The organism is Acinetobacter sp. ANC 4973 (assembly GCF_002135275.1).
GTDB lineage: Bacteria > Pseudomonadota > Gammaproteobacteria > Pseudomonadales > Moraxellaceae > Acinetobacter > Acinetobacter kyonggiensis.
In genome coordinates, this window is the sequence record NZ_NEGM01000007.1 from 134,572 (window position 1) to 147,748 (window position 13,177).

Consider the following 13,177-nt stretch of genomic DNA (forward strand, 5'->3'; position numbering starts at 1 on the left):
ATGTAGACATTGGCTCATATTGATTGATGTTGTGTAGCTGCTATTTAGCGACTTTGCTTCCGCGCTTTATTTTCAGCTTTGGGTGCAGGGATTTCTCGTTCACCTTGCCAAACATCAATAAAATCTTTTTCGTTGATGTTGTAAAGTTCCAATAAAGCTAAAATAACCCCACCAAATAACATCGCACCTTCAGATTTACTTTGCCACTCGAAAATTTGACCGTTTAAGGTGTGCAAAATATCTGAAATTTCAAAAATGCGATCACGTCCATTACTGTCCGTTGGGTACATTTGAGTATGTAAAATAATTCTTGCCGCACTTTTTTCACTTTCGGATAAATCGAGTTGATTGATCACATCTTCATCAGCAGTTGAAAAAATAATTGCATCATTAAATACCGTTCTTAAAAAATGGCGTGTCAGTTTTGGCAGTGCTCTTTCTACAAAAGGACGGAAGGAACTTGGGAAAATGACATTATGTGAAATGCCTTTAAACATTGGCGCAATTTCTTCAGTTTTATAACCCGCAATGCCACAACCAATCGAGGTAATGAAATAGGTCATTTTGGGATGATTTTTGGTGTAAATCTTAAAATCATCAATATAATGCTGAATTTGCGACAAGGGCATTTGTTGTAAATGTTCATTCATGGTCGGAATAGCATAGCTTTGACCTGACCAACCTCGACCCACACCTTGCATGGCACCAAAGTGCGCTAGAGCCGTATGTGCTGCACCATCTGCATGGTTGCCTGCCATATTGCTGCCGAAAACAAACACAGTGTCCTCAGGTAAGCTTTTTATAATATTTTCATCGTGATAGAGATATGACATAGGCGGATGCAATCGTGATGGTCTTTCTTCATGTTGCAATTGAAATGACAGATGGTCAAGCGAAAGATCAGCATTTTTAAAATTAGCATAAAGGATGGCGTATTTAGGGCGATATACATCTGATTTTGCACTAAAAATAGAGCTAATATTTCAATTGAATTCATCTGGGTTGCATACAAATGGTTAAATGCAATATCAACCTGATTTCGTTCTCATGGTTTTGTTGAATGGGCTAAATACAGAAATATAAGGCGACTGATATTGCATGTAGATTTTTAGCCCTCATACTATCAACGTTATGTCGTTGAAGATGGATACTATGCAGGATAGTCAGCAACCTTTTGAATTAGTGACCAGCTATCAACCCGCTGGGGATCAGCCACAAGCCATTGAAAAATTAGTCAGTGGCATTGAAAAAGGCTATCACGATCAGTTGTTATTAGGAGTCACGGGGTCGGGGAAAACCTATACCATGGCCAACGTGATTTCCCAATTACAACGTCCAACGATTGTGATGGCGCATAATAAAACCTTGGCTGCACAGCTTTATGGCGAATTTAAGTCCTTTTTTCCCAATAATGCGGTTGAATATTTCGTCAGTTACTATGACTACTATCAGCCTGAAGCTTATGTTCCATCGTCCGATACGTTTATCGAAAAAGATTCTGCCATTAATGATCACATCGATCAAATGCGTCTTTCAGCAACGCGTACTTTATTAGAACGTCGTGATGCCATTATTGTGGCATCCGTTTCTGCTATTTATGGTTTGGGTGATCCCAATGCTTATATGAGCATGTTGCTGCATATTGTACAGGGCGATCGTATTAGCCGTGACGACATTATTCGTCGTTTGGTCGAGATGCAATATACCCGCAATGAACTGGAATTCTTGCGCGGTACGTATCGTATTCGTGGCGAAATTATTGATATTTTTCCTGCCGAATCAGATCAAAATGCCATTCGTATTGAACTGTTTGATGACGAAGTGGAGTCGATCCGTTGGTTTGATCCGTTGACTGGAAAACTGGTGCGTAAAGCGCCACGGGTGACAATTTATCCAAAAAGTCACTATGTCACACCGAAAGATAATTTACACCGTGCGATTGGCACCATTCGTGATGAACTGAAAGAGCGTTTGGCATTCTTTAAACAACACGACAAATTGCTTGAAGCACAACGTATCGAACAACGTACCCGTTACGATTTAGAAATGATGCAGCAGTTAGGCTATACCAATGGGATTGAAAACTATTCCCGTCATTTATCAGGTCGTCCATCGGGTGAAGCACCGCCTACCTTATTTGATTATCTTCCTGATGATGCTTTATTGATTATTGATGAATCACATGTGACTGTTCCGCAAATTGGTGCCATGTATAAAGGTGACCGTTCGCGTAAAGAAAATTTGGTCAATTATGGTTTTCGTCTGCCCAGTGCCTTGGATAACCGTCCCATGCAGTTTGAAGAATGGGAGCGCATTATTCCAACGACCATTTATGTCAGCGCAACACCTGCAAAATATGAGTTGGAAAAATCAGAGCAAATTGCAGAGCAAGTGGTTCGTCCTACAGGTTTGATTGATCCAGAAATTGAAGTTCGTCCAGTACTGACGCAAGTCGATGATGTGCTTTCAGAAATCAATCTGCGTAAAGATTTAGATGAACGTGTTTTAGTCACGACCTTGACCAAACGTATGGCGGAAGATTTAACCTCTTATTTAAAAGAATATGGGGTGAAAGTCGCGTATTTGCATTCAGATATTGATACGGTTGAGCGTGTGAAGATTATTCATGAATTACGCTCTGGTGTGCATGATGTTTTGGTGGGGATTAACTTATTGCGAGAAGGTCTAGATATGCCAGAAGTCTCTTTGGTGGCTATTCTAGATGCAGATAAAGAAGGCTTTTTGCGTTCAGAGCGTTCACTCATTCAAACCATTGGTCGTGCTGCACGTAATGTGAAAGGAAAGGCGATTCTGTATGGTGACCGAATAACTGACTCCATGCAAAAAGCGATTGATGAAACAGATCGTCGTCGTGCTAAACAAATGGAATTTAATCGAATTCATGGTATTACCCCACGCAGTACCAAGCGTCAAAATAAAAAAGACATTGATACCGGTGAGGTACTGACGGATGATCAAATTGATGGCAAAGTTTCTGATCAAGCCCGTGCTTTAAGTGCCGATGAACGGCATATTTTGGCCGATCCTAAATTGCTGGCAAAACACATGTCTAAACTGGAAAAAGAGATGTTAAAAGCATCGAAAGAATTACAGTTTGAGCAGGCAGCACGTTTGCGTGATGAAATTGTGCGTTTGAAAGCCCAAATGTTGACCTAGATTGAAATCATGATTTTATCTTCAAGAATCATTACATAACGCTACAGTACGGCTGAAAAATACTCGTTATTTTAATGGATATTCATCATTAAATAATATGATTTTCTTAATCAGGTATTTTTTATGGTTGCTAAAAATCTTCCAAAGGCAGGTTTTACACTTGCTAAAATTGCAGTGGGTGGGGTTGTGTTGATTGGTCTGGGTGCTGCAACACTGGCATATGCACAGACCAAACCATTGCAAACTGTAGACAAAGTTCAGTTAGACCGATATCTGGGGGTTTGGTATGAAATTGCGCGTAAGCCGATGTACTTTGAAAATAAGTGCAATCGTGATGTTACAGCGACCTATACTTTAAATGAAAATGGTAATGTCATCGTAAGCAACCGTTGTTTGAGTAAAGATGGGCAGTTACAGCAGTCGATTGGCGAAGCCTTCGTGCAAAATGCACCTTTTAATACCAAGTTAAAAGTTAGTTTTTTACCTGAGGCAATTCGCTGGTTATCTGTAGCGCGCGGTGATTATTGGATTTTAAAAATAGATGATGATTATCAAACCGTATTGGTTGGTGAACCACGGCGTAAATATATGTGGGTATTGTCACGTTCAGCACAGCCAGATCAAGCGGTGGTCAATGAATATTTAGAATATGCAAAATCAGTCGGCTATAACTTGACCGATCTTATTCATACCAAGCAAACGCACAATAATCTTAAAATATTAAATTAATCGGTTTTTGCATGAGTGGTTTATGCGGCATTAGATGTACTTTGTAAAGCCTAAATAAAACCACGCTTATTTTAAAAAATAAACCATGTACAGGTTTATTAAGTGCTGTCAGTGATCTTATAAAAAACCATGTTTCGGCATTGTTGCCAGCCAGCTAAAGAGTTTTGTAATAAACTCCTTAGCTTTTTAGTTCTTCACAACGGAGTCTTATATTTTTGAAATCAAGTATTTGGAGCTCATTTATTACTTTGGATAAGCCCAAATGAGAAGCCTCAAAATATATTTTGAGTTCGCAAGAAAGGCATCTTGCGGCGCAGTGCGCCTCATCCGCAAAACTCGCCAAATACCTTTTACTAATTAATAAATCGCAGAAACTTTACTTTTTCAATCTTGCGGTGTATACACCTCATGCCTCGAACAGTTGCGGATGACGTTTCCGCGTATCAAATAACATTATGAATTTAAAAAATAAAAAACCAGTCAATTTCTTAATTGACTGCCATTAATTTTTCCGCATGGTTTTTTATTGAATAGTCAAATTGAAAGGTGAATGATCAAGTTTTATCAGAGTGAAATGTTTATAATATACATGACATAAATTTAGAGGTGAAAGATGTATAAAGGCGTAGCATTGTCTGTATTGGCATCTATCACTTTTGGTGTTCTGTATTTTTATACCCAATTTTTAAAACCACTCGATAGTGAACAAACTTTTGCTTGGCGTATGTTAGCAACACTGCCATTCCTGACTTTATTTATGTGGTGGACGGGTGATTTAAAATATATCGCCGAAATTTTTAAACGTATTTTTAAGCAACCTGCTTTGTTTATTTGGTTGATCATCAGTTCAGTAATGTGTACCTCACAGCTTTGGCTGTTTTTATGGGGGCCAATGAATGGACGCGGTTTAGAAGTCTCATTAGGCTACTTTTTACTGCCCTTGGTGATGGTGCTGATAGGTTGTGTGATTTACAAAGAAAAGTTGTCCAAATGGCAACTTGCCGCAGTGCTATTTGCCTGCATGGGGGTTGGACATGAATTATGGCGTATCGGCAGTATTGCATGGGAAACTGCTTATGTTGCGGTGGCTTATCCTGTTTACTTCTTCTTAAGACGTGCTTTTAAAACGGATCATTTAGGTGGTTTCTGGTGGGATTTATTTTTAATTCTACCTGTTGCGATTTACCTAGCAACGCTTTACAGCGACTCATTTAACTTGATTGCACAGTTTCCCCACTTAATTCTGGCGATCTTGGGCTTGGGTTTTTTAAGTGCATTTGGACTGGGGAGTTATATGCTGGCGAGTCGTTATTTACCTTTTGTCATCTTTGGATTATTAAGCTATTTAGAGCCTATATTGCTTGCTTTTTCTTCCATTATTCTAGGTGAAAGAATTAAAGCAGCTGAATGGTTTACTTATATTCCAATTTGGTTTGCGGTGTTACTGCTTATTGTTGAAGGTTCGATTCACCTAGTTAAACAGCAGCAAAAACAAAAAGCCTTGTCTAAAAATCTTGAAAATTACCAAGAGCGCTTAAAGTAATCGTTTTTATCTTTTGGGTGTTGTTTGATAAAACAACATCTGAGCTTAATTGAGCCTTTTCATCAGAAATAAAACTTTTAAGTGCTTTTGATATGAGAATCATGAAAATAATTACAACTATTTTTTCAATTTATAATGAATATGTAGGAAAATAGCCAAGTCTGGATCAGCTTTTGATTCAAACTTCTCGATAATTCCTTTACAATTGTCGGGTTTTGAAATTTATGCCTAGATATACAATTAATTAGAGGACGTATCTGTGAGCAAAGACACTATCATCGCCCTACATGCAGAGCACCAAGGTCGCTGGAAAAACCGTGAAGAAATCGCGGAACATATGATTGCCTTAATTGGTCAGTTATATCGTGAAAAAAATATCGTGACTTCTGTATTCGGTCGTTCTTTAGTTAACCGTTCAGTAATCCAAATTTTAAAAGCGCATCGCCGTACACGTGTTATGGACGTTGAGCTTTCAGTTGTTCATACTTTTCCAATCTTAGAAGCATTGGCTAAAGTTGAAAATATCGGTTCTGCTGAAATCGATTTAGGTAAACTAGCCGTTGAATTTAATGAAAAAGGCGGCGATATCGACGCTTTTGTTGCGCAAGCAGTAGAATCGTTAAAAGGCAATGCTGAAACTGTTGAACCTAAAGACGTTGTTCTTTATGGTTTTGGTCGTATCGGTCGTATCCTTGCACGTTTAATCATTGGTCAATCTGGTCTTGGTCGTGGTTTAAATCTTAAAGCCATTGTGGTTCGTAAATCATCTGATGGTGATTTAGAAAAACGTGCGTCTTTATTGCGTCGTGATTCAATTCATGGTCCATTTGCAGGCACAATTTCTGTAGATGAAGCCAATGAAGCGATCATTGCCAATGGTAACTTTATCAAAGTTATTTATGCATCTAGCCCAGCTGAAGTGGATTACACTGCTTATGGTATTAACAATGCTTTAGTCATTGATAATACTGGTAAATGGCGTGATGCGGAAGGTCTTGCTCAACACTTGAAATGCCCAGGCGTTGCTCGTGTGGTATTGACTGCGCCAAGTAAAGGCGAAATGAAAAATGTCGTTTATGGCGTAAACCATACTGATATTTTAGATGAAGACAAAATCATCTCTGCTGCAAGCTGCACTACAAATGCAATTACACCAGTATTAAAAGTGTTAGATGACAAATACAAAGTGATCAATGGTCACGTTGAAACTGTTCACTCTTTCACTAATGACCAGAACTTAATCGACAACTATCACAGTGCAGATCGCCGTGGTCGTGCTGCGACTTTGAACATGGTTATTACTGAAACTGGTGCTGCTAAAGCGGTTGCAAAAGCACTTCCTGCACTTAAAGGTAAGTTAACAGGTAACTCTGTACGTGTTCCTACACCAAACGTATCATTGGCTATTCTTAACTTAACCCTTGAGAAAGAAGTTGATCGTGAAGAAGTGAATGAATACATTCGTCAAATTTCAATCAATTCAAGCCTTCAAGGTCAAATTGGTTATACAAATTCGACTGAAGTTGTATCTTCTGACTTTATTGGTTCACGTACTGCGGGTGTATTTGATGCGCAAGCAACCATCACTTCAGGTACGCGCTTAACGGCTTATGTTTGGTACGACAATGAAGTCGGTTATAGCTGCCAAGTATTACGTATTGCTGAACAAATGTGTGGCGTAAGCTACCGCAAAATTCCTGCTGAAAAAAATGCATAATTTGTAAAGCAGTAAAAAAAGAGCCTCATATGAGGCTCTTTTTTTATATCTGATCTTTAAGGAGGGCTTTGTCTTTTTTGTAGCAAGTCAGCTTTCAAAAAGTTTCCCTCTTGAAAAAGAACAAGGGACTTATGAATGGAACAATTACGATGCCGTTAAAATTGCAGCAACTTGTGCTTTAATCGGTGTAGTTGGATGCCCAATCAGTTGTTCTAAGTCTTTACTGTTACTAAACATAGCGCCTTTTTCAGTTTGTATATCTGCATCGACAATCACATCGACCAAGCCAGCAGGTAAGCCAGCTTGTGTTAAAGCTTGAGTGTAATCTTCAGCACTGAGGTTTTGATAAGTGATTTCTTTTCCTGAAACATCAGCAATATCACCTGCTAAATTTGCCAATGTGAAGCTGGTTGAACCTGCAAGTTTATAGGTTTTATTTTCATGTCCAGATGTAGTGAGCACTTTTGCTGCGGCTTCAGCATAGTCTGCACGTGCTGCTGAACTAATTTTTCCTTCGCCTGCTGCACCATATAGCGTACCGATTTCCACGGTATGATTGACACCCGCTAAATAGTTTTCACTATACCAATTGTTACGTAAGAACGTGTACTGCAAGCCGCTGGCTTTAATGAGGCTTTCAGTTTCACGGTGTTCTTGTGCTAAACCGAGCGGAGAATGATCGGCATTCAGCAAACTGGTATAGGCAATATAAGGAACGCCTGCCTGTTGAGCCGCATCAATGACCGCTTTATGCTGCGGTGTACGACGACCCACTTCATTGGCTGAAATAAGCAACAGTTTATCAATGCCAGATAATGCCGAAGCTAAAGTTGCAGGTGTGTCATAATCAAAGAGACGCAGTTCAATTCCTTGTGCTTTTAAATCGGCAGCCTTGGATTCATTTCGAACCAATGCCACAATATTGCTTGCAGCGGTATTTTTTAATAGTGCATGAATAACCAATTGACCGAGCTGACCAGTTGCACCTGTGATTGCGATTTTCATTTGACTCACCTTTAATTTGTTTGTTTTGCATACTTGATGTTTTTATCTTAATATACTAGCTTACCTAATGTAAGTACGTACCTAAAAGTAAGTTTATTTCGGTTTGGAGAGAAATGATGAGTAACTATGCAACGAGTAATTTACTTGGACAAGTTTTATCCAGTGAGTGTCCTTCACGTGAAATATTAGAACACTTAACCACCAAATGGTCTGTGTTGGTTTTGCGCTGTTTAAGCGATGGTATCCATCGTTTTAGTGAGTTAAGACAGCGTATAGACGGGGTCAGTGAAAAAATGTTGGCTCAAACTTTGAAGGTTTTAGAGAAAGATGGCTTTCTCATTCGTACTGTTTATCCTGTTGTGCCTCCAAAAGTTGAATATCAGCTGACTCTTTTAGGCTCACAAGCCGCGGAAAAGCTGAATCATTTGATTGGCTGGATTGAACATAATTTGCCTGAAATTATGGAAAACAAACAGTATGCTACGCCATCATTGTAAATATTGCTTGAGATGATCATGCCTGAGTTTTGCGAAGATGTATAAGCTCTAAAGATCTTCTTGAATCCTATAAAAGTTAAAATACGCATGACAAGAAGAATAAAAAAAGACTTTATTTTTACGAGCAGATTTGGAAAAAAGGTTAAGTCGGATTTATCGCACAGCGAAAATCTATCAGGGTGTTTCGGGTCTATAGCGTAAAGATGGATAAACTTATTGTTTCTCCAAAAGGCTTATCTTTAACCTGATTTTTAATTTTTACCTCATCTTAAAGTGAAGGTGTAATTGAAGTGCAGCTCAATAGAAAAATCAAAATTGGCGTGATCTATGTTGGGGCAGTGTGTATAGCAATACGCTGCTAGTGTGCTTTAAATTGGTCGCGATTTTTTCAAGTGAAGTCCGAAATATAGGCTGAGCTGTAGAAGGATGGTCTAGGCATGACTAAAAATCATGTAATGCTGAATAATACTATTCGAGAAATTCTTTAAAATATGGCAGAATATGCGGTTTTAAAGTATTTAGAGGATTGGCAGTATGCGCTTTGTTGATGAAGCAGTCATTACCGTAGAGGCTGGCGACGGTGGCAATGGCGTAGCCAGTTTTCGCCGTGAAAAATTCGTACCATTTGGTGGTCCAGATGGTGGTGATGGTGGGCGTGGTGGCTGCATTTATGTTGAAGCAGACAATGACACCAGTACACTCGTAGATTATCGTTATACACGTAGATTCCGTGCGGAACGTGCTAAAAATGGTCGTGGTGCGAACTGTGCAGGCCGTGGCGGTGAAGACACCATATTAAAAGTTCCAGTAGGAACAACCATCGTCGATGTAGAGTCTGGCGATATCATTGGCGATTTAGTCGCTGATGGCCAACGCGTCATGGTTGCCGCGGGTGGTCAAGGTGGTTTGGGGAATACTCACTTTAAATCATCGACGAACCGTTCACCGCGTAAATGTACTCATGGTATTAAAGGTGAGTTCCGTGAAATTCGTTTAGAGCTTAAAGTTCTTGCGGATGTTGGCTTACTGGGTATGCCAAATGCAGGTAAATCGACCTTTATTCGTGCTGTATCGGCTGCGAAACCAAAAGTTGCAGATTATCCGTTTACTACAATGGTGCCTAACTTAGGTGTGGTGGATGCCGATAGCCATCGTTCATTTGTAATGGCCGATATTCCAGGTCTGATCGAAGGTGCTTCTGAAGGTGCGGGTCTTGGTATTCGTTTCCTTAAACATTTGGCACGTACGCGTATCTTGTTGCACATTATTGATGTTCAACCAATTGATGGCTCAGACCCAGCATATAACGCGAAAGCAATTGTGGAAGAATTGAAAAAATTCTCTCCAACTTTAGCGAAATTGCCAGTGGTATTGGTGTTGAATAAAGTCGATCAACTTGAAGAAGCAACGCGTGAAGAATGGTGTCAGCACATTCTTGATGAAATTCAATGGGAAGGTCCTGTATTCCAAACTTCTGGCTTGATGTCGGAAGGTACGAAAGACGTTGTGTATTACTTAATGGATGAAATTGAGCAACAACGCGAACGCGAAGTTGAAGATCCTGAATACGCTGCGGCAATGAAAGCATTCCGTGATCAGCTTGAAGCTGAAACACGTGAACAAACCATTGCAGCGAAAGAAGCCTATCGTGAAATGCGTCGTCAACAACGTCTTGAAGGTCTGTTGGGAGACGACGATGAAGATGATGAAGATGGCGATGATAGCGATATGGAAGTGTTTTACGTACGTTAAGCTCTGAAATACGAGTAACTGAGGACAAGATGATAGAAGTGGTGGATGGGCAACGTCAGCTCAAGGATTGCAAACGAATCGTTGTTAAAATCGGATCATCTTTACTTACAGCAAATGGGCAAGGTTTAGATATTGCAGCAATTTCGCATTGGGCGAAACAAATTGCAGATCTACACAATGCAGGACATGAGATTATTCTCGTGTCTTCAGGTGCTGTGGCTGAAGGTATGGTTCGAATGAAATTGACCAACCGACCCACTGATTTACCGAGTCTTCAGGCATGTGCTGCTATTGGGCAAATGGGCTTAATTCAAACATGGTCGAGCGTATTGGAAAACCATGCTATTCAAACGGCACAAGTTTTATTGACCCATGATGACTTAGCAGACCGTCGTCGTTATTTAAACTCTTGCGATGCTTTACAGCATTTAATTGATTGGCGTGTGATTCCTGTCATTAATGAAAATGATACGGTGTCGACGGATGAAATTCGCTTTGGTGATAATGATACTTTGGCTGCGATGGTTGCAGGTCAAGTGCACGCCGATTTGCTTATTATCTTAACCGATCAGCAAGGCATGTTTGACTCCGACCCGCGTTCTAATCCAAATGCGAAGCTGTTCCATACGGTTCGCGCATTGGATGAAAGCCTATTTGATATGGCTGGCGGTGGTGGTAAATTTGGTCGTGGTGGTATGTTGACCAAAGTTCGTGCCGCACGTTTAGCAGCCAAATCAGGTTGTCCAACGCTGATTGCGAGTGGTGAAAGTGCTCAAGTACTTGCTCGCTTAATGTCTGGCGAGTTGCTCGGAACATTATTTATTACCGACAATGATCGTATGACTGCACATCAACAGTGGTTAGCAGCGCATTTACAAACAGCTGGTCGTTTGGTCTTGGACGATGGTGCGGTAAAAGCGATTAAAGATAATCACCGTAGCTTATTACCAGTCGGGGTAAAAGCGGTGGAAGGACATTTTGATCGTGGTGATGTGGTTGAGTGCGTTGATAGTCAAGGTGGTCGTGTCGCAGTGGGTCGAGTCAACTTTAGTTCTCGTTCTGCTGAAATTGTGAAGGGTTTATCCTCAGATAAAGTTTATCAAGTTTTAGGTGAAGCGCGTTCTTTAGAAATGATTCATCGTAACCATATGGCCATTTACTAAAAATTTCGTTATTAAAAATCCCGCTTTCGAGCGGGATTTTTTATGTGAGTTGAAAATTATTTGACATAACCTTTTTCAATCAGCGGTTTAAACAGCGAATGATGTATTTTTAATACAAATGGCATAATTATCATTTTGTATCGATTCCATAAGGCTAAACCGAAATAATTTAATATAAAGGCTAGGAAAAAAGCTCCAAGCATATCTAAAGGGAAGTGCACGCCCAAATAAACCCGAGACCATGCAACCAGCCATGCTATTACAATCAGGATTACACCAATGGAGCGTTTTGCAGAGAAAAAATATGAAAAGGCAATACTACTGAAAATCAGCATATGGTCACTCGGGAAAGAGCCATTGGGCGAATGGTAAATAAGGGTACGCCCAACATCCATCATAAAAGGACGTGGATGATAAAAACTATGAGAAATGATTTGGCTGATCGATAGTGCCACACAAGTAAAAATGAAGGCTTTAATGATTTGTTTTTTAACTTGAAAATTCCCTCTTAGCCAGAAAAATGCAAAAAACATGATCATGATATAGAACAAATCATTGGCGATGAAAATTGCAAAATTAATCATCCAATCGCTGGCATGATTCGATGCATTAATCCATTCAAAAAGGCTAAGATTTAATTCGGTGAGAGACATAATGAAAATTGATGCAAAGAGAAAAATAACGGGTTAATTTAGCAGAATCACTTAATTAGGACATAAAAAAAGACCACAGATTTGTAGTCTTTTTGGGAGAACTGGTCTAAATGCTTATTTAAACTGAATTGTACCGTTTGCATTTACAGTTATTTTAGATTCACCCGCAGCAACATCTTGAGCATCTGCTGCTTCAGCGCCTGAAAATTTTGCCATACTCGCACGCATCATGATGGGTTGTGGGTAAGTATTATTGGTATTTAAATTTAGATTAACGAGGTTATATCCTGATTTATTCCACGCTTGACTTAAGGTTAGGGCACGTTGTTGGAAGTTTTTAGAAGCTTCTACCATTAACTCATTTTCAACTTTTTTGCGTTGGGTATCAGAAACACTGAAATTAATGGATTGTGTTTGAAAATTTTGTTGCAGTTCACTGACCAATTGGCTAGCAGCTTTAAAGTCAGTACTTTCAATTTGAATTTCGGCACGACCACGCCATTCTTTGAGTTTACGGCTATCGTTGTCATAAATTGGATAGGTGGTTTGAGAACCCGTTTCAACCTTCACTTGCGGGTATTTCTTGGCTGAAGCCATGGCTTGATTCATTAATTGTGTAATTTGTACAGCCAGTTCAGCGGGTTGTTTATTGCTTTTTTCAATGTATAAAACAGCATGCATTTCATCATTAGAAACTTTGCGAGCTGCTTCTGCTTGTATGTTGACTAGATTATAATTGAGTTGTTCGTTTTGTTGAGCAAAAGCAGGTGTCGTTAAAGTAGATGCTAAAATTAAAGATGAGAGAGTTAAGTAACGCATTTTTTGACCTATTTTTTGTAAGTAGAGTTGGAATCTAGATTGATGATCTTAAAGTGTGTTTATGTTGGATTTGAGCAGATTTTGTGGTGGCTTTGTAAAAACAGATAAAATTAAATAAATTG

Annotated in this window: 11 protein-coding genes; 7 read left to right on the top strand and 4 right to left on the bottom strand. The window is 39.5% G+C overall.

Going from position 1 to position 13,177, the window contains the following annotated elements:
* Window positions 1–44 precede the first annotated feature (44 nt).
* The gene (locus B9T30_RS10830; protein WP_086184987.1) at window positions 45–833 is read right to left on the bottom strand and encodes a hypothetical protein; all 789 of its coding nucleotides are present in this window, start codon (window positions 831–833) and stop codon (window positions 45–47) included.
* A 319-nt stretch (window positions 834–1,152) separates the two neighbouring features.
* Between B9T30_RS10830 and uvrB the strand changes: the two genes are divergently transcribed.
* From uvrB to B9T30_RS10850, 4 genes are all read left to right on the top strand, one after another.
* Window positions 1,153–3,177, top strand: a complete 2,025-nt coding sequence (gene uvrB / locus B9T30_RS10835) for an excinuclease ABC subunit UvrB (RefSeq protein ID WP_086184988.1) — start codon at window positions 1,153–1,155, stop codon at window positions 3,175–3,177.
* A gap of 123 nt (window positions 3,178–3,300) precedes the next feature.
* The gene (locus B9T30_RS10840) at window positions 3,301–3,906 is read left to right on the top strand and encodes a lipocalin family protein (protein WP_086184989.1); all 606 of its coding nucleotides are present in this window, start codon (window positions 3,301–3,303) and stop codon (window positions 3,904–3,906) included.
* Window positions 3,907–4,519: 613 nt separating this feature from the next.
* The gene (rarD, locus tag B9T30_RS10845) at window positions 4,520–5,449 is read left to right on the top strand and encodes an EamA family transporter RarD (RefSeq protein ID WP_086184990.1); all 930 of its coding nucleotides are present in this window, start codon (window positions 4,520–4,522) and stop codon (window positions 5,447–5,449) included.
* A gap of 259 nt (window positions 5,450–5,708) precedes the next feature.
* A complete protein-coding gene (locus B9T30_RS10850; RefSeq protein WP_086184991.1) occupies window positions 5,709–7,166 on the top strand; it encodes a glyceraldehyde-3-phosphate dehydrogenase in 1,458 nt (485 codons plus the stop codon).
* A gap of 144 nt (window positions 7,167–7,310) precedes the next feature.
* Here B9T30_RS10850 and B9T30_RS10855 read toward each other — a convergent pair whose 3' ends face one another.
* Complete coding sequence (locus B9T30_RS10855) at window positions 7,311–8,171, bottom strand: SDR family oxidoreductase (protein WP_086184992.1); 861 nt, start codon at window positions 8,169–8,171, stop codon at window positions 7,311–7,313.
* 116 nt (window positions 8,172–8,287) lie between these two features.
* Between B9T30_RS10855 and B9T30_RS10860 the strand changes: the two genes are divergently transcribed.
* The 3 genes from B9T30_RS10860 (at window position 8,288) to proB (ending at window position 11,583) form a co-directional block, all read left to right on the top strand.
* Complete coding sequence (locus tag B9T30_RS10860) at window positions 8,288–8,668, top strand: winged helix-turn-helix transcriptional regulator (protein WP_086184993.1); 381 nt, start codon at window positions 8,288–8,290, stop codon at window positions 8,666–8,668.
* 534 nt (window positions 8,669–9,202) lie between these two features.
* The gene (gene cgtA, locus B9T30_RS10865) at window positions 9,203–10,420 is read left to right on the top strand and encodes an Obg family GTPase CgtA (RefSeq protein ID WP_086184994.1); all 1,218 of its coding nucleotides are present in this window, start codon (window positions 9,203–9,205) and stop codon (window positions 10,418–10,420) included.
* Window positions 10,421–10,449: 29 nt separating this feature from the next.
* Window positions 10,450–11,583 (top strand): glutamate 5-kinase, encoded by a 1,134-nt coding sequence (gene proB / locus B9T30_RS10870; RefSeq protein ID WP_086184995.1) that lies wholly within the window; start codon window positions 10,450–10,452, stop codon window positions 11,581–11,583.
* A gap of 56 nt (window positions 11,584–11,639) precedes the next feature.
* On the opposite strand, the gene B9T30_RS10875 is transcribed toward proB, so the two are convergent.
* Both B9T30_RS10875 and B9T30_RS10880 read right to left on the bottom strand, forming a co-directional pair.
* Window positions 11,640–12,236 (bottom strand): phosphatase PAP2 family protein, encoded by a 597-nt coding sequence (locus B9T30_RS10875; protein ID WP_086184996.1) that lies wholly within the window; start codon window positions 12,234–12,236, stop codon window positions 11,640–11,642.
* Window positions 12,237–12,350: 114 nt separating this feature from the next.
* Window positions 12,351–13,055, bottom strand: a complete 705-nt coding sequence (locus B9T30_RS10880) for an SIMPL domain-containing protein (RefSeq protein WP_086184997.1) — start codon at window positions 13,053–13,055, stop codon at window positions 12,351–12,353.
* Window positions 13,056–13,177: the final 122 nt, after the last annotated feature.